Origin of the sequence: Chromobacterium violaceum ATCC 12472 (assembly GCF_000007705.1) — a bacterium.
GTDB classification, from domain to species: domain Bacteria; phylum Pseudomonadota; class Gammaproteobacteria; order Burkholderiales; family Chromobacteriaceae; genus Chromobacterium; species Chromobacterium violaceum.
Genome location: NC_005085.1, coordinates 3786510 through 3809585, shown reverse-complemented (window position 1 = coordinate 3809585; position 23076 = coordinate 3786510). Strand labels below are relative to the sequence as shown.

17 protein-coding genes and 3 pseudogenes are annotated in these 23076 nt (G+C 66.7%); 7 read left to right on the top strand and 13 right to left on the bottom strand.

Annotation, left to right across the window (positions count from 1 at the left end):
• Window positions 1-78: 78 nt before the first annotated feature.
• The 5 genes and pseudogenes from queE to queC all read right to left on the bottom strand — a co-directional run bounded on the left by queE (window position 79) and on the right by queC (window position 2468).
• Complete coding sequence (gene queE, locus CV_RS17300) at window positions 79-714, bottom strand: 7-carboxy-7-deazaguanine synthase (RefSeq protein WP_011137056.1); 636 nt, start codon at window positions 712-714, stop codon at window positions 79-81.
• Window positions 715-742: 28 nt separating this feature from the next.
• A pseudogene (locus CV_RS24175) lies at window positions 743-1042 on the bottom strand (6-pyruvoyl trahydropterin synthase family protein); the annotation flags it as partial.
• 66 nt (window positions 1043-1108) lie between these two features.
• A pseudogene (locus CV_RS24170) lies at window positions 1109-1459 on the bottom strand (6-pyruvoyl trahydropterin synthase family protein); the annotation flags it as partial.
• Between the two features lie 93 nt (window positions 1460-1552).
• Window positions 1553-1762 (bottom strand): annotated as a pseudogene (locus tag CV_RS24165) (6-carboxytetrahydropterin synthase); the annotation flags it as partial.
• Window position 1763: 1 nt separating this feature from the next.
• Entirely contained in the window at window positions 1764-2468 is a 705-nt protein-coding gene (gene queC / locus CV_RS17290; RefSeq protein ID WP_011137054.1) for a 7-cyano-7-deazaguanine synthase QueC, read from the bottom strand.
• A 269-nt stretch (window positions 2469-2737) separates the two neighbouring features.
• On the opposite strand from queC, the gene CV_RS17285 reads away from it, so the two are divergent.
• Both CV_RS17285 and CV_RS17280 read left to right on the top strand, forming a co-directional pair.
• Complete coding sequence (locus CV_RS17285) at window positions 2738-3832, top strand: M35 family metallo-endopeptidase (RefSeq protein WP_011137053.1); 1095 nt, start codon at window positions 2738-2740, stop codon at window positions 3830-3832.
• A gap of 233 nt (window positions 3833-4065) precedes the next feature.
• Entirely contained in the window at window positions 4066-5232 is a 1167-nt protein-coding gene (locus CV_RS17280) for a SpoIIE family protein phosphatase (RefSeq protein ID WP_043596594.1), read from the top strand.
• A gap of 265 nt (window positions 5233-5497) precedes the next feature.
• On the opposite strand, the gene CV_RS17275 is transcribed toward CV_RS17280, so the two are convergent.
• From CV_RS17275 to CV_RS17250, 6 genes are all read right to left on the bottom strand, one after another.
• Window positions 5498-6433 (bottom strand): diguanylate cyclase domain-containing protein, encoded by a 936-nt coding sequence (locus tag CV_RS17275; RefSeq protein WP_011137051.1) that lies wholly within the window; start codon window positions 6431-6433, stop codon window positions 5498-5500.
• The gene (locus CV_RS17270) at window positions 6430-10983 is read right to left on the bottom strand and encodes a response regulator (protein ID WP_052278869.1); all 4554 of its coding nucleotides are present in this window, start codon (window positions 10981-10983) and stop codon (window positions 6430-6432) included. The genes CV_RS17275 and CV_RS17270 overlap by 4 nt, the downstream gene beginning before the upstream one ends.
• Before the next feature lie 249 nt (window positions 10984-11232).
• A complete protein-coding gene (locus CV_RS17265) occupies window positions 11233-13302 on the bottom strand; it encodes a prolyl oligopeptidase family serine peptidase (protein WP_011137049.1) in 2070 nt (689 codons plus the stop codon).
• Between the two features lie 305 nt (window positions 13303-13607).
• Window positions 13608-14702: an alkene reductase gene (locus CV_RS17260; RefSeq protein ID WP_011137048.1), complete on the bottom strand. Its 1095-nt coding sequence runs from the start codon at window positions 14700-14702 to the stop codon at window positions 13608-13610.
• Window positions 14703-14730: 28 nt separating this feature from the next.
• Entirely contained in the window at window positions 14731-15471 is a 741-nt protein-coding gene (locus CV_RS17255) for an NADPH-dependent oxidoreductase (RefSeq protein WP_011137047.1), read from the bottom strand.
• A 76-nt stretch (window positions 15472-15547) separates the two neighbouring features.
• On the bottom strand, window positions 15548-16165 hold the full coding sequence (locus CV_RS17250; RefSeq protein ID WP_011137046.1) for a TetR/AcrR family transcriptional regulator: 618 nt from the start codon (window positions 16163-16165) through the stop codon (window positions 15548-15550).
• A 201-nt stretch (window positions 16166-16366) separates the two neighbouring features.
• On the opposite strand from CV_RS17250, the gene CV_RS17245 reads away from it, so the two are divergent.
• Window positions 16367-17323: a metallophosphoesterase family protein gene (locus CV_RS17245; RefSeq protein ID WP_011137045.1), complete on the top strand. Its 957-nt coding sequence runs from the start codon at window positions 16367-16369 to the stop codon at window positions 17321-17323.
• An 11-nt stretch (window positions 17324-17334) separates the two neighbouring features.
• On the top strand, window positions 17335-17655 hold the full coding sequence (locus CV_RS17240; protein WP_011137044.1) for a cupredoxin domain-containing protein: 321 nt from the start codon (window positions 17335-17337) through the stop codon (window positions 17653-17655).
• Window positions 17656-17662: 7 nt separating this feature from the next.
• Here CV_RS17240 and CV_RS17235 read toward each other — a convergent pair whose 3' ends face one another.
• Entirely contained in the window at window positions 17663-17935 is a 273-nt protein-coding gene (locus CV_RS17235; protein ID WP_011137043.1) for a metal/formaldehyde-sensitive transcriptional repressor, read from the bottom strand.
• Window positions 17936-18052: 117 nt separating this feature from the next.
• Here CV_RS17235 and CV_RS17230 point away from each other — a divergent pair, with 117 nt between their 5' ends.
• Together CV_RS17230 and CV_RS17225 are read left to right on the top strand one after the other, a co-directional pair.
• Window positions 18053-19153, top strand: a complete 1101-nt coding sequence (locus CV_RS17230) for a nickel/cobalt efflux transporter (RefSeq protein WP_011137042.1) — start codon at window positions 18053-18055, stop codon at window positions 19151-19153.
• Window positions 19154-19371: 218 nt separating this feature from the next.
• Entirely contained in the window at window positions 19372-21639 is a 2268-nt protein-coding gene (locus tag CV_RS17225) for a nitric-oxide reductase large subunit (protein ID WP_011137041.1), read from the top strand.
• A 69-nt stretch (window positions 21640-21708) separates the two neighbouring features.
• On the opposite strand, the gene CV_RS17220 is transcribed toward CV_RS17225, so the two are convergent.
• On the bottom strand, window positions 21709-22236 hold the full coding sequence (locus CV_RS17220; protein ID WP_011137040.1) for a GNAT family N-acetyltransferase: 528 nt from the start codon (window positions 22234-22236) through the stop codon (window positions 21709-21711).
• Window positions 22237-22528: 292 nt separating this feature from the next.
• On the opposite strand from CV_RS17220, the gene CV_RS17215 reads away from it, so the two are divergent.
• The gene (locus tag CV_RS17215; RefSeq protein ID WP_043596592.1) at window positions 22529-22843 is read left to right on the top strand and encodes a hypothetical protein; all 315 of its coding nucleotides are present in this window, start codon (window positions 22529-22531) and stop codon (window positions 22841-22843) included.
• Window positions 22844-23076: the final 233 nt, after the last annotated feature.

Sequence of the window (23076 nt, the reverse complement as noted above, 5' to 3'; positions counted from 1 at the left end):
GAAGATGCCCGGGCATGCCGGGCATCGGGCGCACGCCGTTGGACACCGGCATGCGGGCAGACAGGCGCGTTGCGGCGCTCAGCGGATGTCGACCACCTTGTGGGTCTGCACCGACAGCCGCCATTGCGGATGCGCCATGCAGTAGGCGATGGCGGCGCGGGTGTTGGCCGCCAGCTCGGGGCCGTCCATCGGCTGCAGGTAGAAGGTGCCGAAGTCCAGATCGGCCACGGTTTCCGGCATCTGGGCAGCCTGCGGGTAGACCAGCTTCAGTTCGTCTCCGGCGCGTTGCTTCAATTCTGCCCCCGCCTTGGGGCTGACGCAGATCCAGTCCAGCCCGGCCGGCGCGGCGACGGTGCCGTTGGTCTCGACGGCGATTTCGAAGCCTTGGGCGTGCAGCGCGCCGATCAGCTCCGCGTCCAGCTGCAGCAGCGGCTCGCCGCCGGTGCAGACCACGTAGGGCGAGCCGCCGGCATCCTTCGGCCACTCGGCGGCGATGCGCGCGGCCAGCGCCGCCGCGCCGTCGAACTTGCCGCCGTCGGGTCCGGCGCCGACGAAGTCGGTGTCGCAAAATTGGCAGACCGCCTTGGCGCGGTCCTCCTCGCGGCCCGACCACAGATTGCAGCCGGCGAAGCGGCAGAACACCGCCGCGCGGCCGGCCTGACGGCCTTCGCCTTGCAGCGTGTAGAAGATTTCCTTGACGGTATAGGTAGTCACGACATTTTCTCGCAATCGAGGGCGGCGGTCACAGCAGCGGCCAGCGCATGTCCTGGCGGAAATGCAGCGACACGCCGGCGTCGTCGCTTTCCATCAGGTCTATCCGGGACAATTCCGGCACCAGCGGCGACAGCTGGGCGTGGATCCATTCCGCCACCGCGGCGCTGTCGGCGCCGCGAACGCCGGCCAGCTTGTCCAGCGGATTGTGGTCCAACTGGCGGTAGATGGGCTTGAAGCGGTCCTTGACGTCGCCGAAGTCCAGCAGCCAGCCCATGGTGCGGTCTATGCCGCCGGACAACATCAGCCGCACCAGGTAGCTGTGGCCGGTGTAATTGCCGTCGGCGTCGAAAGGGATTGCGCTTTCGAAGCGTTGCTCCTTCCAGATGCGGAAGGTCTTGCCGTCGAACTGGCTGCCGGCGCTGTGCGTTTCGCGCACCTCTACCCAGGCGAGGCCGGGCACGGCATCGCTCAGCTGCTGGTGCAGCCATTGGGCCAGCACCTCGCTGGTCGGATTGTCCAGCCCGGCGATGTCGTTCAGGTAGTGATGGTTGAGCCGTCGATGCAGCGGCGCCCAGGCGCGCGCCAATTCGCGCTGGCCGCACTGGGCGGCGTCGGCGACGATGCGCACGCCGAAGCCGTGGCCGTGCAGGCGGCCGCACTTATGGCCGGGCGGCACGTGGGGCAGGTGATGGGCGGCCTCGAAAGACGAGGCGATCCAGCTGAGCGCGCGCGGGCCGTCCAGCATCACGCCGCGGTCCGGCGCGCCGCGCAACTGGATGGCGGCCGGATGGGGCAGGGCGTCGGCAACGTGCCGGGCCAGCGAGAGATCGTCGCAGGCGGCCAGCGCGGCATTCAGGTCGGTGTAATCCAGCGGCGCCACGGCGGCCTGGACGGCGGCTTGCAGCGCCGCCTGGTCGGCGTATTGGACCTCGCTGCGCACGCTCAGGCGGAAACTGTGGCCATGAGGGCGCGCGGCCTTGCCGTGGTCGGCCGGCAACCGCCGCGCCGCTTCGAAGCCGGCGCCGGCTATCAGGTAACAGGCGTGCATCTCAGAGTCCTTGCGCTTCGGCCTGGCAGCGTTCCACCAGCGGGTCCGGCACGCCTGCCTCGGCGAAACCCTTGGCGCGCAGCTCGCACGACGCGCAATGGCCGCAGGGCGGCACCTCGCCGTTGTAACAGGTGTGACTCCAGGCCAGGGCCTCCAGCGCGCCAACCTGTTGCGCCAGGGTCACAGTTTCGGCCTTGGACAGGTACATCAGCGGCGTGTGCAGCTCTACCCGGCTATCCATGCCCAGCCGCAGCGCCACTTCCAGCGCCTTCAGCGTGTTCTCGCGGCAATCGGGATAGCCGGAGTAGTCGGTCTGGGCGACGCCGGTCACCAGGTGGCGCGCGCCGCGGGTATAGGCGAAGGCGGCGGCGAAGGTGAGGAAGACCAGATTGCGCCCGGGGACGAAGGTGTTAGGCAGGGCGTCGTCGTCGCGGACGCCTTCTTCCGGGGCGATGCTGGCATCGGTCAGCGCGTTGCCGCCGATGGCGGCGAAGGTGTCGATCGGCAGCACGGTCTGGCGCACGCCGGCGAGTGCGGCGATCTTGCGCGCGCAGTCCAGCTCCACGCGGTGGCGTTGGCCGTAATCGAAGGTGACGGCTTCAACCTTGCCGGCGCCGAAACGGCGCAGCGCCCAGTAGAGGCAGGTGGTCGAGTCCTGGCCGCCCGAGAGCACCACCAGGGCTTTTTCATCAGATGCTTGGTTCATGTTCCGTCGAAAAACAGTCGAGGGGTTTGTGACGGCGCGCCGGGATCGGTCTCACCCGCCGCGCAAACCGATGATTTTAACCCACTATAGACCTGGCGGGGGAGGTAGGCTGTTTGTGGTTAAAATATGACATGTGGAAAATTCGAGACAGGGCGATTTTTTTGATTGCGATCATGACAAGTTCATGCAATTAATGATCTGCGCATGATGATTGTGCGTTTTATAACTTTTCGTGATGTGCAAAGCATCCAGACAACAAAGGGAAAACAATGGACAAGAGATTACCCATCGCGGCGGCGGCCCTGCTGCTCGCCTCATCCGCATTCGCCGGCGACCTGCAAGTCAGCCTGGGCCAGCCCACGGTCAGCGCTTCGCAGGACGTGGACGTGACCGTCACCTATCGCAACACCGGCAAGGAAACGCTGCATGTCTACCGCTGGTACCTGCCGGGCAAAGAGCTGCAGGAACAGTTCCTGGCGGTGAACGTGAACGGCAAGCAGGCTGAATACCTGGGGCCGCGTTACAAGAGGGTGGTGCCTTCGCTGCGCGACACGGTTTCACTGGCGCCGGGCGCCACGCTGAACGCCAAGGTGAGGGTGTCCGATTATTACGACCTGTCGAAGGGCGGCCAGCTGAGCGTGCGCTTCGAGAGCAGCAGCAACAAGGTGCTGAACCACAGCCTGCCGGCCGGCGTCAGCGCCAAGTCGGCGGGAACGACCCCGCCGGCGGACGAAGCGATCACGTCGAACGCGGTCAGCGGCTACAGCAGCGGCAAGATCAGCCCGTTGCTGCAGCGTTCGCAGACGGCGAAGCTGGAGTGGCAGGCGCTGGCCCGCACCGCGGTCAGCGGCGTGACCTATGCCGGCAACTGCTCGGTCACCCAGCAGAACCAGTCCAAGGATGGCGTCACCGCCGCCAGCGCGATGGCCGACGAGACCAATGCTTATCTGAATGGCACGCCGTCCGGCACCCAGCGCTACACCACCTGGTTCGGCAAGTACAGCCAGGCCAACTGGACGACCGCCAAGTCGCATTACGTGAAGATCAAGGACGCGCTGGATACCAAGCCGATCAAGCTGGATTGCAGTTGCACCGATGGCGGCACCTATGCCTACGTCTATCCGTCCCAGCCCTACACCATCTATCTGTGCGGCGCTTTCTGGACGGCTCCGACCAAGGGCACCGACTCCAAGGGCGGCACGCTGGTGCATGAGCTCTCCCACTTCACCGTGGTGGCGGGCACCGACGACCACGTCTACGGCCAGGCCGGCGCCAAGAACCTGGCGAAGACCAATCCGACCCAGGCGCTGAACAACGCGGACAACCACGAATATTTCGCCGAGAACACGCCTTACCAGCCCTGAGCCGGCAAGGAGGATCCGTCTCCAACCCGCCCGCCTCGGCCGGCGGGTTTTTCATGGCGGGTCGTCATGCGGCCGCCATGATGGGCGGGCACGGGTAATGAGGTGGAATACCGACCGGGCGCGTCTTATTATGGAATGGCCCGAAGCATGGGATGGGAGGGCCGAGGCCGCAGAGGAGGCTGGCGGCCCTGATGTTCCGGGTTTGGGGCAACCCGCAATGGCTTGGGGATCCGATGTCGTCGACGACCATCTTGTTGGTAGAGGATAGCGCCACTAACCGCTATTTCATCGAGCAATTCATCCAGGAGCTCGGCTATCGCTGCGCGTCGGCGACGAACGGCGTGGAGGCGGTGGAGTATTGCCGGAACCAGGTGCCGGACTTGGTGCTGATGGACATCATCATGCCGGAGATGGACGGCTTGCAAGCCACCACCGAACTGCGCAGGCTGTTCGGCGAGCATTGGGTGCCCATCATCTTTTTGACCAGCCTGAACGAGCTGGAGAGCGTGGTGTCGGGCCTAAAGGCCGGCGGCGACGACTACCTGGCCAAGCCTGTCAGCTTCGACCTGCTGTCCGCCAAGATCCATGTCTTCCTGCGCATCGCGCAGATGCAGAACCAGATCAACCAGGATGCGATCCGGCTGGAGAAGTATTACCAGGAAAACGAGTTCGAACAGCAGCTGGCGCTGGAGCTGATCGAGCGGCTGGTCCGGCTGCGCACCTCGCGGCCGGGCCATGTCTGGCAATATCTGAATCCCGCAGCAGGCTTCAATGGAGACCTGATCATCATCTGCCAGCCGCCGGGAGGCGGCGAGCACATCATGCTGGCCGATTGCACCGGCCATGGGTTGACGGCCGCGATCAGCGCGCTGCCGGCGATAGACTGCTTTCACGAAATGACGGAGGCCGGCTGCGACATGGCCGCCATCGCGCGCGGGGTCAACCAGAAACTGCACAAGCTATTGCCGGGCGGCCGATTCGTCGCCGCGGCGCTGATCGCGATCGACGCCGACGGGCGCCATGCGCGGGTCTGGAACGGCGGCGTGCCCTGCGTGCTGCTGTTCAACGAGAAGGGCGAGGTCGAGGCGCGCTGCAAGTCGGCTCACCCGCCGTTGGGCGTGCTGCCGGCCGAAGCTTTCGACGACAGCATGCAGACCCTGGCCTGGCTGCCGGAGCAGGCGCTGGTGGTCAGTTCGGACGGCATCACCGAGGCCAAGGACAGCCAGGGGGCGATGTTCGGCCTGGTCGGCGTGGAGGCGGCGGTCCGTCGCGGCTGGCCGGACCGGATCGGGGAGGCGGTGCTGGCGGCGGCCAAGGCGCACATGCAGGGCGGCGCGGCCAGCGATGACGTCTCGCTGCTGGTGGTCCGCCATCCTGGGGGCGGCGCCTCGGCTGGGTGAGGCTGGTGTTGGAACCTGTCCAAAGTCTTTTTGCGGCAGCGGTCATTCTATGCCGGATGCCAGGCGCGGAAAACGGCACGCCGCAGTGCCATTCACTGCAAGGGCCGTTTGACAAAGCCATGCGCCGACAGAAAACGGCCCCAACGGGGCCGTTCAGCCAGCAAACCATCTGCCGCGTTGTCAGGCTGGGCCTTGGATAGCCAAGGCCTTGCATCTGGCTTGCAGGCTGAAGTGCGCTGCTCGCAAAAAGACTTTGGACAGGCTATCAGACCGCGCACACGCGGCCGCGGCCGGTGCGCTTGGCAAGATACAGCTGGTCGTCGGCCAGCCTAAGCAGCCTTTCGCTGTCCGCGCCGGTTTCGGGTTCGATCACGGCCACGCCCTGGCTCAGCGTGACGCAGGCATCGACATTCGATGCCGGATGCTCGATCTGCAGCGCCCTCACCGCCGCGTCTATCTTGATCGCCACGGTCACGGCGCCGGCCAGCGTGGTTTCCGGCAGCAGGCATACGAACTCCTCGCCGCCGTAGCGCGCGGCCAGGTCGTAAGGGCGGCGCATTTGCGATTGGATCGCCGTCGCCACCTGCCGCAGGCATTCGTCGCCGGCGTGGTGGCCGCAGTTGTCATTGTATTTCTTGAACAGGTCCACGTCGGACAGAATCAGCGCCAGCGTGCTGCGATTGCGCTGGCAATGCCGCCAGGCCCGTTCCAGGCGCTCGTCGAAATTCCTGCGGTTGGCGATGCCGGTCAAGCCGTCGTGATAGGCCAGCACGCGCAATTGGTCCGCCTGGAATTTCAGCGTGAGGTGCGCGTTGACGCGGTTGAGCAAGGTGATGGGGGTGACAGGCTTGCTGACGAAGTCGGCGGCGCCGGCTTCCCAGCAGGCAAGCTCTTGCTGCGGGTTTTGCAGGCCGGTGACGAAGATCACCGGGATGTCCTGGGTCGCTGGGTCCTGTTTCAGGCGGCGGCAGACGTCCATGCCGTTGAGGCCGGGCATTTCAACATCCAGCAGCAACATGTCCGGCGGCGTCGTCCGGCAGAATTCCAGCGCCTGTTCGCCGCCGGTGGCCATGAAGACGTCGTGCCGCTCGCGCAGGATCTGGTGCGCGACCACGATGTTGGCCGGCTGATCGTCGACGACCAGTATCCGGCCGCGCCGGCCGGCTGTTGGCCTGGCCAGGTCGGGAGTGTCTTGGTTCATGACTGTGGCGCTTTCTGTTGCTGCATGTCCTCGCACAGGCGGACGGCAGCCGCGAAATTCATCTGCATGATCGCCTCGTTGAGCCGGTCGAATTCGCCTGGCCGATAGCGGCCGTAGCGTTCCCGCAGCGAGGAGAACAGCTGTACGGCTTCGACATTGGCCTCGCGCAGCAACTGCGTCAATCTGGCGAGTTCGTCCCCCAGCCCGGGAAGCGGATCCTGGCCATCCGCGCCATGCGGCAGGGCGCGGGACGCGCCCGCCAGCTCCCCTGCGAGGCGTCTGGCAGCCTGCTCGGCCTCCCGGGCCGCCCGCTCCAGGACCGCATAGCTGGGCGGCCAGTCCTGTTCGGTCGCGCGCAGCTTTTTTTCCTCGAGCGCCGCCGTCGCCGCCAGCGCTTCGGCGCCGATGGTGGCTGCCAGTCCTTTCAGTGTATGCAGGAACTGTATGCCTTGCTGGCGTTGCCGGAAGTCGTGCGCGCGCTGAAGTCCGTCCAGCAGCGCGCGGCTTTCCTCGCAGAAACTGAGCAGCGTGTGGCGATAGATTTCCCGATTGCCGCCGAAGCGGACGATGGCCGCCTCGCTGTTCAGCAACTGGCCGTCGGCGGATTGGGCGGCGGGATGGCGGCTTTCCGGCGCGTCATGGCCGCGGGTGTGGTGCAGGATGACGCCGACCAGTTGCGCCAGGTCGAAGGGCTTGCCGACATGGTCGTTCATGCCGGAGGCCAGCGCGGCTTCGCGGTCCGCCGGCATCACGTTGGCGGTCATGGCGACGATGGGCAGGGCATCGGCGGGAAAGTCCTGCCGCAGGAGACGGGTGACGGCGTAGCCGTCCATGTCGGGCATCTGGATGTCCATCAGCACCAGATCGTACGGCGCGGCCGCGCCGCGCACCGCATCCAGCGCCGCCCTGCCGCAGTCGGCCACGTCGATCTCGGCGCCTTCTCCGCCCAGCAGCTCGCGGGCCACTTGCTGATTGGTCTGGTTGTCTTCCACCAGCAGCAGTCGCAGTCCGCTCAGTCTGAACTGGGGAGACGCGCCGGGAGCGGGATGGCTGTCCCGGCGGCCGTTGCCGGAGCGGGCGTCGGCGACGGCGTCGAACAGCATGGAGGCGGTGACGGGTTTGACTAGCAGGCTGTCGAACATGTCCGGCGACTGGGCGCGCCGCTGTTCCAGCCATTCGCGGCCATAGGCGGTGACCAGCACGATCACCGAGGCGCGCGCGCGGCTTTCCAGTTCGCGCAGCCGCTTGCAGGTTTCCCAGCCATCCATTCCCGGCATGCGCCAGTCGACCAGGATGACGTCGTAGTCGACCGCTTGAGGATCTTCCATCAGGGCCAGCGCTTCCTCGCCGCTGGCGGCCACGTCGACGCGCCATCCGAAGGCCCGCAGCAGGCCGCTTTGGGTCTGCCGGGCGTTTTCGTTGTCGTCTATCACCAAGCAGCTGAGATCGCGCAATGAGACGACGTCGACGGCCGGCTTCGGCGCTTCGGCGGCAGCGCAGTCGACTTCGAAGCGGAACACGCTGCCCTTTCCTTCTTCGCTCTCCACGGTCAATTGGCCGCCCATCAGCGCCACCAGGCGCTGGCTGATGGCGAGTCCCAGGCCGGAGCCGCCGTAGCGGCGCGCGGTGGAGGCTTCCGCCTGGGAAAAGCCCTCGAAGATGCGCTGCAGGTGTTCCGGCGCGATGCCGATGCCGGTGTCGCGCACCGAGAAGGCGATGCGCAGCCCCGCCTCGTCGCGGCGGGCCAGCCGGGCGGCGATCACCACCTCGCCGCGCTCGGTGAATTTGATCGCATTGCCGGACAGGTTGATCAATATCTGCTGCAGCCGCAGCGAGTCGGCGGAGATCCAGTCCGGCAGCTCGGGGTCGATGTCGAACAGCACCTCGACGTCCTTGTCGCCGACGTTGGCGGACATGATCACGCCGACGTCGCGCAGCAGCTTGTCGATGCTGAACGGATGAGGCGCCAGCGTCAGCTTGCCGACTTCCACGCGGGAGAAATCCAGAATGTCGTTGAGTATGCCCAGCAGCGTGCGGGCCGCGGAGGAGGCCTTGTCGGCGTAGTCGGCCTGGCGGGCATTCAGGCCCGTCTGCTGGATCAGTTGCAGCATGCCCAGGATGGCGTTCATTGGCGTGCGGATTTCATGGCTCATATTGGCCAGGAACTCCGACTTGGCCCGGTTGGCGCTGTCCGCCGCCGACTTGGCCTGGCTGAGCCAGGCCTCGCGCTCGCGCTCCAGCGTGACGTCGCGGTTGATGCCCGTCACCCTGACTGCCTTGCCGTCGGCGCCGTATTCGATCCGGGCCGCCACCTGCAGGTGGCGAGCCTCGCCGTCCTGGCGCAGGATGCGGAAATCGGCGTTGAAGGCGTCGGCGCCCTCCAGCGCCCGCTGCAGCTGGTGTTCTATCCGTTCTATATCGTCAGGATGGACCCGGCCGCGCCAGTGATTGTAGTAGAGGCCGAAATCGCGGAACGATCTGGGCAGATCGTATATCTCGAACATGCGGTCGTTCCACTCCAGCACGTCGCTGTCCAGCGTCCAGCTCCAGATGCCGAGCTCGGCGACTTCCGCCGCCTTGACCAGCTGGTCGCGCGCCAGCTCCAGTTGATGGCGGTCCTGTTCGCGCTGGGTGATGTCGGCGGCGATGACCAGATAGCTGGTCACGTGGCCGTCGTCGTTTTCCAGCGCCGATATGGTCAGCAGCACCGGCAAGGTACTGCCGTTGCGGCGGATGTAGGTCCACTGGCTTTCATCCGACCGCGCCTGGCGGGACGGCGAGACGATGGCGTCGAAGCCGGATTCGATTTGCTGGCCCAGGCGCTCGCCGATCTGGCGGGCGCGCTCGGCCAGTTCGCGCGGGTCGTGGAAGCGGGTCAGGGACACCCTCCCTATCACGTCGGCGGCGGCGTGGCCCAGCATGCGCTCGGCAGCGGGATTGAACAGCGTGATCACCCCGCTGCGGTCGGTCGCGATGATCGCATAGCCCGCATTGGCGAGGATGGCGTTCTGCAGGGCGGAAAAGACGCGGATCTCGGCGGTGCGCTGCTCCACCTGTTGTTCGAGCGAGGCGTTCAGCTTGCGGATGTCCCGCTCGTTGGCCACCAGCTCGGTGATGTCCCGGATGATCAGGGCAACGCCGCCCTGCTTGTCGGAGGTCTTCACCGGCGACATCGTGACGGCGGCGTCCAGCCGCCTGCCGTCCCGGTCGTGAAGAAAGCAGATCAGTTCCAGCGGCGTCTGTTCCCGCTGCACGCTGAGCAGCGGCGGGGCGCGGTCGTCCGGCTCGGGCAGCTTGACGAAATTCTCCAGCGGCTTGCCCAGCGTCTCCTGGGCCGGGTAGCCCAGCATGTTTTCCGCGCCGCGGTTCCAGCTGTCGATGCGGCCGTCGGCGGCGCAGCCGATGATAGCGTCGTGCGAGCTTTCCACGATGGCGGCCAGTTCGGCCTGGCGGGCGTTGGCCTGGCGGTATTTGCGCCGGTAGACGGCCAGCACCAGGCCGATCAGCAGGAATACGCCCAGCGCGCTGCCCAGCGCCGACAGCCGGGCGGTCTGGGCGAGCGTGGCGACGGCCTCGTCGGGCAGCACCGCGTAGACGCGGCAATAATGCTCCGGCGCGGCCGGGTCGAAAGGGATGTCCAGCCAGCGCGCGTAGGCGGTGCCGTGGGGCGAGGAGTAGGCTTGCAGGCCCGCTGGCTGGTCGGCCCCGGCCGGAAGCGGCCGGAAGTCGTCCTGCCAGCGCCAGCGGCGGCCGTGCTCGAAGCCGAAGGTGCGGCCGGCATCGGGCTGCAGCAGGTAGTCGCCGTCGCGGTTGGTCAGATAGATGCGCAATTCCACCGGGATGCTGTAGCGCAGCGATTGCAGCAGCCGGCTGGCGTTGTAGTTGAGGATGACGATGCCGAACACGCGGCCTTGCCCGTCGAAAACCGGGGTGGCCACCCTCAGCGTCGGGACCAGGGGGGCGTTGGGGTGCCGCAGCCTGAGGTGGCGGGCGCCGGCCGTGATGTCGGAAAAATACGTCTGGCCTTTGGACAGCCGGGTCGCGGCCAGCATGTAGTCGCTGCCGCCGTGGCTCCGCAGCGTCTGGCCGGGCGGGGATTCGGGCCGGCCGTCGGGCCCGCGCTCCGCGCGCACCAGTTCGCGGCCGTCGTCCGCCACGCCGATGAGGCGGATGGCGGTCAGATCGGGATTGGCCGCCAGGAAAGCGTCGAATATCGCGCCCAGCTGTTTCTTCCAGGCCTCGCCGCTGGTGTTGCCCCGCGTGTCCAGGCCTCGGTTGGATGCTGCCCGGATGATGCCGGACACCGGAGGGGTGGCGCTGAGGAACAGCGCGTCGCGGCGCAGCTGGTCGAACTGTTGGCGCAGGATGTCGTTGCGGGTGTGGGTGACGTAGCCGAGCCGGGTCTGGTAGGCGCCCAGCAGCTGCTGGCGTTGATGCAATCCGGCCTGGAACGCCACGACCGCGCTGACGGCCGCGACCATGCCCAGGAAAACGACGATCAGCCGCAATTCCTGTTTCAGCCAGCCGGACAGACGCGGAATCCGAGACACGTGGCATCTCCTGCAAGTAAAGGAGGGCGGACCAGCGATACCGTTTTCGATTATAGGTACAGCCCGTCGTCATTTGAATTGCATTGTGTGCGAAAAGCGCTGAGCGGGAGGATCGGACAAACGGGAAGCGCCGTTGCCGGAGCGGCAAGCAGGGAAGGGAGGCGGGCCGCTCCCAGCCGAGATGGCGGCCGGAAGCGGCGTTTTGTCAAACGGAGGAAGCCGGAAGGCCCTGGGCGGGGCCGTCCGCGATCAGCGCAGCTGGCTCCACAGGAAGGCGTACTCCATCGCGGCGATGCGGGCCTCCTCGTCGTGGTTGGCGGCTGCGCCGTGGCCGCCCTCGGTGCGCTCGTAGTAGCGGACGTCGGCGCCGATTTCCTTCATCGCCGCGTACATCTTGCGGGCGTGGCCGGGGTGGACGCGGTCGTCCAGCGTGGAGGTGGCGAACAATGTGGCCGGATACTTGGCGCCGGGCCGGATGTTCTGATACGGCGAGTAGCGCTTGATGTAGGCCCAGTCGGCGGGCTTGTCGGGATCGCCGTACTCGTCCATCCAGCTGGCGCCGGCCAGCAGCTTGTTGTAGCGGCGCATGTCCAGAAGCGGCACCTGGCAGACGACGGCGTGGAACAGCTGCGGGTACTGGGTCAGCATCACGCCCATCAACAGGCCGCCGTTGCTGCCGCCCTTGATGCCGAGATGGCGGGCGTCGGCGATGCCGCGCCGCGCCAGATCCTTGGCGATCGACGAAAAGTCGTCGTAGGCGCGCTGGCGGTGTTCCTTGCGCGCGGCCTCGTGCCAGGCTGGGCCGTATTCGCCGCCGCCGCGGATGTTGCCCAGCACGTAGACGCCGCCGCGCTCCAGCCAGGCCTTGCCCAGGGTGCCGCTGTAATAGGGCGTCAGCGACACTTCGAAGCCGCCGTAGCCGTAGAGCAGCGTCGGGTTCTTGCCGTTCAGCTTCAAATCCTTGCGCGCCACCACGAAGTAAGGCACGCGGGTGCCGTCCTCGGAGCGGGCGAAGAATTGCTGGATGCGGTAGGGCTTGGCGTCGAAGAAGGCCGGCTGCTGTTTCAGCGGCTCGCGCGCGTCGCTGCCGGCGTGGGCCAGCGACAGCGAGGTCGGCGTCAGGAAGTCGGTGAAGGTGAAGAAGTAGTCGTCGGAGGCGTCGCTGTCCACCGCGCTGACGCTGATGCTGCCGTAGCCTGGCGCGGCCACCGGGCGCGACTGCCATTTGCCGTCCGCCACTTTCCATTCGACCAGCCGGCTTTTGACGTTGTCGAGCACGGTCAGGATCAGCGCGTCGCGGGTGCCGGCGCTGCCGCCCAGCGAGGTGGACGCAGTGGGCTGGAACAAGGCGGCGAAGTCGCGCTTGCCCTGCAGGTAATCGTCCACCTTGACCGCCAGCAGGCTGCCGGCCTTCCAGTCATGGCCGCCGACGCTCCAGTCCTGGCGCGGCCGCAGCAGCAGCCAGGCGCCGTGAAAGGACGCTTCGACGTGGCCGGGCTTGTCCAGCTTCAGCCACTTGCCGTCCCGCTTCAGATAGGCGTCGTTGGTGAAAAAGCTGGTGCCCTGGCTGATCACGTCGTAATGGTGGCCGGCGGTGTCGATGCCGTCGGCGCTGACCGAGATGTCGGTCTGCTTGCCCTCGAACAGCGTCGGGGCGGCGGCCAGCGGCTGGCCGCGCTTCCATTCCTTGACGATGCGGGGGTAGCCGGAGTCGGTCAGCGTGCCCTGGCCGAAATCGGTGGCGACGTACAGCGTGTCGCGGTCGGCCCAGTTGACTTCGCTCTTGGCTTCCGGGACGACGAAGCCGTCGGCGAGGAAGCGCTTGGCCGGCAGGTCGAATTCGCGCACCACCGCCGCGTCGCCGCCGCCGCGGCTCAGCCGGATCAGGCAGCGGTCCTGCCTGGGCTTGACGCAGTCGGCGCCTTGCCACACCCAGTTTTCCTTTTCATCGCGGGCCAGCTTGTCCAGATCCAGCACGGTTTCCCAGGCGGGGTCGGCCTTGCGGTATTCGTCCAGCGTGGCGCTGCGCCACAGGCCGCGCGGGTGTGCGGCGTCGCGCCAGAAGTTGTAGTAGCGGTCGCCTATTTTTTCGATGGCGGGGATGCGGGCGCTGGAGTCCAGCACGGACAGGATGTCGCGCTTCAGCGCCGGGAATCCTTTGCGGCTCTCCAGTTCCTTGCTGGTGCGCTCGTTCTGCTGCTTCACCCATCGCAGCGCATCCTTGCCCTGGATGTTTTCCAGCCACAGGTAGGGATCGTCCGCCGCATGGCTCTGCGCGGCCAGCAGCAGGGCGGCGGAGACGAGCAGTCTGGTCTTCATGATGTTCTCCTAAGTGCGGGGCCCTTGCCGCCGGCGCGGCCGGCGTGCAGGGCTCCTTGTTGTCGCGGCGGGCCGGCAGCCAATCCCAGACTGTATCTCGTTTTAAATCCTTTTGTCATTATCCCGGCACATGGCCTCTCCCCCTGACGCAGGTGTCCGGGGCCGCGGCCGCTCGCCTGGCCTCCATGCCGGAGCGGGCCAGGCCGCTGCGGCATCGCTGCGCCGGACGGACGCGCGCGTGGCGTCCGTCTGGCACCGCCAGGGCATGAAAAAAGCCCCGCGCGGTGCGGGGCCGTGGGCGGGGCTTACAGCGTCGGGTAGTCGGTATAGCCTTCCGCGCCGCCGCCATAGAAAGTATCCGGCTTGGGCGGGTTCAGCGGAGCGTTCTGCTTCAGACGCTCCACCAGATCCGGGTTGGCGATGTAGCTGCGGCCGAAGGCGGCGGCGTCGATAAAGCCTTTCTTCAGCAGCGTTTCGGCCTTCTCCGCGGAGTAGCCGCCGGCGCCGATGATCACGCCGGGATAGCGCTGGCGCAGTTCGGCGCGGAAGCCGTCGTCCAGCGTCGGGCCGCCGGCCCAGTCCGGCTCGGAGATGTGCAGGAAGGCCAGCTTGCGCTTGGCCAACTGCTCGGCCAGGTACAGCGCCATGTCCAGCTGGTCGGTGTTGCTGACGCCGTTGAAGATGCCCAGCGGCGAGATGCGGATGCCGACGTGATCGGCGTCCCATTCCGCCACCACCGCGTCCACCACTTCCAGCAGGAAGCGGGCGCGGTTTTCCACGCTGCCGCCGTACTGGTCGGTGCGGACGTTGGCGGCCGGCGACAGGAACTGGTCGATCAGATAGCCGTGGGCGCCGTGGATCTCCACCATGTCGAAACCGGCGCGGCGCGCGTTGTCGGCGGCGCGGCGGTAGTCCTCGATGATGTCCTCGATTTCCTCGATTTCCAGCGCGCGCGGGGTGTCGCATTGTTCGCGCACCAGGCTGCCGTCGGCGGCGCGGATGTTGGTGCGGCTGTCGGCCTGGATGGCGGACGGGCCGACCGGCGCGTCGCCGTTCGGCTGCAGCGAGCGGTGCGAGATGCGGCCGGTGTGCCACAGTTGCAGCGCGATCTTGCCGCCGTCTTGATGCACCGCGCCGGTGACTTCGCTCCAGGCGCGCACTTGTTCCTCGCTGTAGATGCCGGGCGCGCCGGCATAGCCCTTGGCGGTGGGGGAAATGTGGGTGCCTTCGGCCACGATCAGGCCGGCGCTGGCGCGCTGGCGGTAGTATTCCTTGGCCAGCGGGCCGGGCACGTCGCCCGGTTCGATGTTGCGCAGGCGGGTCAGCGGGGCCATGACGACGCGGTTGCTCAGGGCGACGGCGCCCATGGTCAGCGGGGTCAGCAGTTTGTCGGCGTTCATGTCGGTTTCCTTGAAGGCGTGGTCGGAGTTACTGGTCGAAGCCAAAACCCTGGGCGCGCGCGACGGGCGCGACCTTGGGGAAATAAACCTGGCGGTAGTAGCGGGCGGTGTTGGCGGTCCATGGTTCGCCGTCGGCGCGGCCGATGTCCTGCCAGTGGCGGCGCAGCGTGTCGTCGTAGGCGGCGATGTGGCCGGCCAGCTCCGCGGCCTGATAGCTTTCGCGGTGGATGAAGCTCGCGCGCGGCAGGCGGGGCTTGAGATCGGCGTCATCCTGAACGTGGCCGATCACCAGGCCAACCAGCGGAAAGGTCAGTTCCGGCAGTTCCAGCAGGTCTATCATCGCCTGCGGATCGCGGCGGATGCCGCCGATCGGCACCACGCCCAGGCCGGCGGCGTGCGCGGCGGTGATCATATTGCCCAGCGCGATGCCGGCATCCACCGATCCGACGGCGAAGGCTTCGACGCTGTCGTGTATCACCTGTTTCTCGCCGGCCATTTCCACGCCCAGGCGGGTCTTGTGGAAATCCATCACCACGGCGACGAAGACCGGCGCCTGCGCGATCCACGGCTGGCCGCCGGCGATTTCGGCGATGCGCTTGCGGCGTTCCGGGTCCTGCACCACCACCAGCGAGATCTGCTGGCCGTTGATCGAGGTGGGGCCTTTCCAGGCGGCGTCCAGCACGGCGTCCAGCAGTTCCGGCGCGACAGGTTTGTCCTGGTAGCTGCGCACGCTGCGATGGGAATGCATCAACTGCAAGGTTTCGTTCATGTGTGGCTCCGTTTTGAGTAGACCAGTCGTCTAGTTTTGATGTCAAGAAAACCCGCCGGCTCGGCGGGTGAGTGCTTTATCGCTTGCAGCTGGCCAAATCGGGTTTGATCAGCATGGTTTCCGTCAGTCGGTAGGCGTTGAGCATCGGCTGCTGCGAGCGCTGCACCTTGTACAGCAGCGCGCTGCCCACCCACAGGCTGTACAGGCTGGCGGCCAGTTCGTCCGGCTCCAGGTAGGTGCACAGGCTGCCTTCCCGCTGGCCGCGTCGGATGGCGTCGGCCAGGCGGGCGATCAGCCTGCCCATGCCTTCGGCCAATGTTTCGCGCATAGGCTCGGACAGGTCTGACACTTCGGCGGCCAGCTTCACAGCCAGGCAGGTGTGGCTGTGCTCGGTGCACTTGTGGTGGTCCAGCCAGCCGTTGAAATAGGCCATCAGGCATTCGCGGGCGTCGCCGGCTTCCGGCCGCAGCAGGAGCACCAGCCTTTCGTCGTAATTCAGGAAGTAACGGCGCAGCATCTCCACGCCATAGCCTTCCTTGGATGGAAAGTAATGGTAGAACGAACCCTTGGGCACGCCGGCCGCGGACAGGATTTCCGCGAGTCCGACGGCGGCGAAGCCTTTGCCGAGAATGATTTCCTCGCCGGTGGCCAGCAGGTGTTCGCGCGTGTCTGTGGAATGGTTGGCTCGTGACATGGAATGGATACTACTAGACCAGTCGTCTAGTTTCAAGCGCTGGACGCGTCTCGCGGCGAAAAGCTGTTGTTTTTCAGCATGCGGACGGCCTCAGGCCGCGTCGGCCGGGATGTCGACGGCGAGCTTGATCTTGCGCCGGCCGCGGCCTACAACCAGCTCAGCGCGGCCGCAGCCGGCCGGCGACGGATCAAGGAGAGGGCGATGGACGAGAAGCGTGAAGGCAGGGCGAAGGACGTCGCGGATGAGGGGAGGCGCGAGGCGCTGGGTTGTCTGGCGGCCTGGTCGGGCGCGGCGCTGGTGTGGACCGTGGTCGGCGGCGTGCCGCGGGCGCAGGCGGCGGATGGCGAGGGCGTCGCGCAGGACGGGTTGGCTTTCGTCCAGATCAGCGACACCCACCTCGGCTTCCGCCGCGAGGCGAATCCCGACGTGCAGGGCAGCCTGCGCCGCGCGATCGCCGACATCAACGCGCTGGCCAAGCGGCCCGCCTTCGTCGTGCATACCGGCGACGTCAGCCACCTGTCCAGGCCGGAGGAGTTCGACCTGGCCCGCCAGATGTTGAAGGACATCCGCGTCGACCGCGTCCACACCATTCCGGGCGAGCACGACGCGCTGGACGACGGCGTGTCGGGCTATCTGAAGTTCTTCGATCACGACGGCAGGCACAAGGCCTGGTACAGCTTCGACCAGGGCGGCGTCCATTTCGTCGCGCTGAACAATGTGCTGAATTTCTCTACCAGCCGGCTGGCGGCGCTGGGCGACGAGCAACTGGCCTGGCTGAAGCGCGATCTGGCCGGGCTATCGCATTCCACGCCCGTCATTGTGCTGGCGCACATCCCGCTATGGACAGTCTACGAACCGTGGGGCTGGGGCACCGCCGACGCCGCCCAGGCCATGGCGCTGCTGCGGCCGTTCGGCTCGGTGACGGTGCTGAACGGCCACATTCACCAGGTGTTGCAGAAGGTGGAAGGGAATGTGGCGCTGCATACCGCCCGTTCGCTGGCTTACCCGTTGCCGACGCCGGGCCAGGCCGGTTTCGGCGAGCCGGCGCCGGTCAAGGTGCCGGCGGGCGAATTGGGCAAGCTGCTGGGCACCAGGCAGATCGCGGTGGTGCGCGGGCAAAGCCGATTGGCGATGGTGGACACGCCGCTGGATCATTGAGGGGAGGGGCGATGAAAAACTTGGGGAAGGGATGGCTGCTGGCCGCATGGCTGGCGGCCAGCGCGATGGCTAGTGCCGGGACGCAGACCGTGGAGATCAGCAAGTTCGCCTTCACGCCCAAGGAGGTCACCGTGGCGCCGGGCACGAAAGTGGCGTGGGTCAACCACGACGAAATCCCGCATACGGTGTCGACGCGGGACAAGGCTTTCACGTCCAAGGCGCTGGACACCGACGACCGCTACGAGCACGTGTTCGACAAGGAGGGCGACTACGCCTACTTCTGCGCGGTGCACCCGTACATGACCGGCGTGGTGCACGTGCGCAAGCCTTGAGCGGGCGCTATTTCAGATAGGAGCGGAGCACCTGCAGCACGGCATCGAGGTCGTGCTGGCGTTGCGCCAGCTCCGGCTCCTTGACCACGTGGTCGGTCAGGTGGCCTTCCATCACCGCCAGCATCAGGCCGTTGACCGCGCCGCGTATCGCGGCGATCTGCTGCAGGATGGCCGAACAGTCGCCATCGTTTTCCAGCTGTTTTTCCAGCGCGGCGGCCTGGCCCTGCAGGCGGCGCACCCGCGCCAGCAGCTTGGCCTTGTCCCGTACCGTGTGCGACATCGCGTGATTCTCCGTATCCGATTGATCGATCTTAGCATGGCATATACTGGGGGATAGTATTTTGATACTGGGGGTGAGTATAATGCCCCGCATCTTCCTTTTAGCCCGGAAATCGCCATGACCTCGTTCGCCGCCTTGCTGCAGCAGGGCAACGCCTGGCTGTTCCTGCCCAGCGCCATCGCGCTCGGCGCCTTGCACGGCCTGGAGCCCGGCCATTCCAAGACCATGATGGCCGCCTTCATCATCGCGATCCGCGGCACGGTGCGCCAGGCGGTATTGCTGGGCCTGGCCGCCACAGTGTCCCACACCGCCGTGGTCTGGCTGGTGGCGTTGGCGGGACTGCATTTCGGCCGCAACTGGAACGCGGAAACCTCGGAGCCGTATTTCCAGATCGCCTCGGCGGCGCTGGTGATCGCGGTGGCGGCGTGGATGATGTGGCGCACCTGGCGCCACAGCCGGCATGGTCACGATCATCATCACCATGCTGGCGAGGCCAAGGAGATAGACACCGGCCACGGCGTGGTGGCGTTGGAGATTTTCGAAACCGGCGCGCCGCCGCGCTTCCGCCTGGCCGCGGCGGACGGCCAGCGTTTGTCGTGGCGGGCGGATCAAGTCGCGCTGGAAACGGAGCGCGCCGATGGCGGCCGCCAGGTTTTCGCTTTCCGCGACGCCGGCGCTTTCCTGGAGTCGGTGGAGGAAATACCGGAACCGCACGAATTCGTCGCGCGGCTGAAGCTGGGGCATGGCCATCACAGCCATGACTACGACGTCGAATTCGCCGAGCATGGTCACAGCCACGCGGCGGCTGAGCACGCAGGCCTGGACGTGTCGGCGCCCGGCTACCAGGACCCGCACGAGAGGGCGCACGCCAACGACATCCGCCGCCGCTTCGCCGGCCGCGACGTCACCACCGGACAGATCGTGGCCTTCGGCCTGACCGGCGGCCTGGTGCCGTGCCCGGCCTCCATCACCGTGCTGCTGCTGTGCCTGCAGTTGAAGCAGGTGGCGCTGGGGGCGACGCTGGTGCTGTGCTTCAGCATCGGCCTGGCGCTGACCATGGTGGCGTCCGGCGTGCTGGCGGCGCTGAGCGTCAGGCATATGGCCGGGCGCTGGGGCGGCTTCGGCGAATGGGTGAGAAAGGCGCCTTACTTTTCCGGGGCGCTGATCATGCTGGTGGGCCTGTACCTGGGCTGGTCCGGCTGGTCGCACCTGGCCTGAGCTTTCCCGGACATCGGCGAAGGCGGCTTCCGCAAGGCGGGGCCGCCTTTTTTCATGGCGCGGGCGAGGGGGGGGGGGGCCCGGCTCCTGGCATGGCGTGGGACCGATGGTCTTGATCTGCATCATGCATAAAGATGTGCAATATATACATCTTTAAAAGATGCATGTATTCTGCATCTTATGTAAATGATTTCGGAAGGCCCGCAAGGGGAGCGCACATGAAAAACACGCGAAGACTATGGGGATGGCTGGCGGTGATCTGCCTGCTGTCGTTCTCGGTCCTGCTCTACATGGGCAAGGAAATCTACCAGGCGGCGCCGCCGATTCCGGCGGTGGTGCAAGGAGCGGACGGCAAGGCAGTGTTCACCGGCGATCAGATCCGCCGCGGCCAGCAGGCCTGGCTGTCGTCCGGCGGCCAGCAACTGGGCACGGTATGGGGCCACGGCAGCTATGTGGCGCCGGACTGGTCGGCCGACTGGCTGCATCGCGAGGCGCTGGCGCTGCGCGAGGATTGGGCGCGGCAGCGCTTCGGCAAGGCCTACGCGCAGCTGGACGTCGGCCGCCAGGGCATGCTGGACGCCGAGCTGCGCCGCGAGATGCGCGCCAACGGCTATGACGCCGCCAGCGGCAAGCTGACGCTGAGCGTGGCCCGCGCCGCCGCCGCGCGCGAGGTGGCCGGCCATTACCAGGGCCTGTACGGCGCCGATCCGGCCTTCGACAAGCTGCGCGAGCAGTACGCGATGACCGCCGACGCGCTGCCGTCCGCCGACGACCGCCTAGCGGTGTCGGCGTTCTTCTTCTGGTCCGCCTGGTCGGCCGCCGCCGACCGCCCGGGCGAAACCGGCCTGTCCTACACCAACAACTGGCCGCACGAGCCGCTGGTCGGCAACGCGCCCACCGCCGCCAACGGCATGTGGTCGATCGCCAGCGTGATCCTGATGCTGGCCGGCATCGCCGCCATGGTGTGGTACCACATGGCCGCCGGCGAGGGCGAGGAGGCCGCGCAGGTGCCGGATGCCGACCCGCTGGGCCGGCTCAAGGCCACGCCGTCGATGCGCGCCACCCGCAAGTATTTCTATGTGGTGATCGGCCTGCTGCTGACCCAGGTGGGCATGGGCGCCATCACCGCCCACTACGCGGTGGAAGGCCACAGCTTCTTCGGCCTTCCGCTGGCCGAGGTGCTGCCCTGGGTGGTCAGCCGCACCATCCACACCCAGTTCGGCGTGCTGTGGATCGCCACCGCCTGGCTGGCCACCGGCCTTTACATCGCGCCGCTGCTGTCCGGCCATGAACCCAAGCTGCAGAAGCTGGGCGTGGACGTGCTGTTCTGGGCGCTGATCTTCATCGTGGTCGGCTCCACCGTCACCGGCTGGCTGGGCACGCTGCAGCGGCTGGGCACCGATTTCAGCTTCTGGCTGGGCAACCAGGGCCTCGCCTACACCAGCATGGGCCGGGTGTGGCAGATCCTGCTGTTCATCGGCTTGCTGTTCTGGCTGTTCCTGGTGGCGCGGGCGCTGCTGCCGGCCCTGCGCGACAAGGCAACGGAAGGCCGCAGCCTGATCGCGATGCTGCTGCTGTCCGCCGCCTGCATCGGCCTGTTCTACGCCACTTCCCTGGCCTGGGGCCAGCACACCCACTACTCGATGATCGAGTACTGGCGCTGGTGGCTGGTGCACCTGTGGGTGGAAGGCTTCTTCGAGGTGTTCGCCACCGCGGTGATCGCGCTGATCTTCGCGCGGCTGGGCCTGATCCGCATGGCCAGCGCCAACCGCGCCATCGTGCTGGAAACCATCGTTTTCTTGTTCGGCGGCATCCTGGGCACGCTGCACCACCTGTACTTCACCGGCGCCTCCACCTCGGTGATCGCCATCGGCGCGGTGTTCTCGGCGTTTGAAGTGGTGCCGCTGGCGCTGGTGGGTTTCGAGGGCTGGCAGACCTATCGCCGCGGCGGCGCCGCGCCGTGGGTGGCGCGCTACCAGTGGGCGATCCTGTGCTTCGTCGCCGTCGGCGTGTGGAACACCGTGGGCGCCGGCCTGCTGGGCTTCTCCATCAACCCGCCGATCTCGCTGTACTACGTGCAGGGCCTGAACATGACCCCGGCCCACGGCCACGCGGCCTTGTTCGGCGTCTACGGCATGCTGGGCATCGGCCTGATGCTGTTCTGCCTGAGCGGCGTGTCGGATACCGAGCAATGGGACAACCGCCTGCTGAAGCCCACCTTCTGGCTGCTCAACATCGGCCTGTTCATGATGGTGTTCCTGTCCATCCTGCCGTCCGGCATCTACCAGGCCTGGGCCAGCGTCGAGTACGGCTTGTGGTACGCGCGCTCGCCCGAGGTGGTGCACTCGGCGCTGATGCAGAACCTGGTGTGGCTGCGGGTGCCGGGCGACATCGTGTTCGCGCTGGGCGTGCTGTACCTGGGCCGCTTCGCGCTGAAGCTGCTGGGCCGGCGCAGGAAGGAGGCCGGCGCCGCGCAGCGCGCGTGACGCGGTATCTGGATAAAAGCCGGGCTTGCCCGGCTTTTTCGCGTTTGGGGCCCGCGATGGGGCCGTCTTTCAGAGCGCCTTGTACATCAAGACCGTCGCCTGCAGCTTCTCGCCGCGGCCGTCCAGCGCGTAGCCGGGGATGACGCCGGCCGTCTGGTAGCCGAGCGAGCGGTACAGCGGCTCGGCTTTGTCGCCGCTGGCGGTGTCCAGCGTGAGCAGGCTGCGGCCGCGTGCGCGCGCCTGGGCCTCCAGCTCCGCCATCAGCGCGCGCGCGACGCCCTGGCGGCGGTGGCGCGGATGCACCATCAGCTTGCATGCCTCGGCGCGGTGCGGCTGGTTGGGCGGGGTGTCATAGTCCAGCTGCACGCTGCCGGCCAGCTCCCCGTCCAGCAACGCGGCCAGCAGCGCCCGTCCGCCGCCGGCGATTCCCGGCAGCGCCTTGTCGCGCCAGAAGGCGGCGGCCTGCTCGATGGAGAACGGCTGCACGAAATGAATGCTGGCGCCGCCCTGCACGCAGGCATGCAAGAGCTCGGCGAGCTCCGGCAAATAGGCAGCAGTCTGGGCGGCGTCGAGTACGGCGATTTCCGGTTTGGGCACGGGTTTTTCCTCAATGGGTTGGCAGCCGCCGCGGCGCTCGGGGCAGGCTGCATGGGTTTGACCATCCGTGGAAGCAGCTTGCGTGCCAGCCAGAGGCTAGGCGCCGGGAGGCGGCGCATGCTTCAGAACGATCCGATTGGCCGGCGGAATGGTCCGGGAGCGTTTCAATTGCCCGCTCCGATTGTTTCGCAAGTAGCCGGGGGGCGGAGATCGGACTTTCCGCAAAATTTTGGCCGCGGCGGGCGATTATCTTTAACCCGCGGGATAGTGAAAATTTCCAGTGCTGGAGCGAATGATGAAGAAGCTTCTCTGGGTTGCCGTCTTTCTTGCCATGACAGCGGCGGCGGCCGCGCATGCCGCAGCCATTTGCAATGGCAAGTGGGCTCTTGTCACGACATATGCTTGCGATGGCTCCCCCATGTACGGAGAAGCCAAGTGCGTCCTGGTGGGGCGCGATAAGAATCAGGATGGTAAATGGGATGAGGGGGATGAGTTCAAGGTCAGGTTCGAAGACGAGCCGTGGGCTGATATCACCTATCAGAAAGCATGCACCGGCGATAATGCCCATCTTTGCGCGAAGCCGGAAAAAGCCCAGTGCATCAATTGAGTGGTTCCGCTGCGGCGGTTATCGCTTTCCGATGGTCGCTCAGGGCGATTTTATGAACGCTGTGCTTTGATCGGCTGGGGCGAATAGGTTTTCCCATCGCGCAGATTCCAGGCAAAGGGATCGTCCCTGTGCGTCGGCGAAGCCGGCCACTCCTGGCGATGCCGCCATGGTGCCGCCGGCGCGGGTTGGGGCCGCATCCGGTCGGAAAGCGGCCCGCGCCATCCCGATGCGTC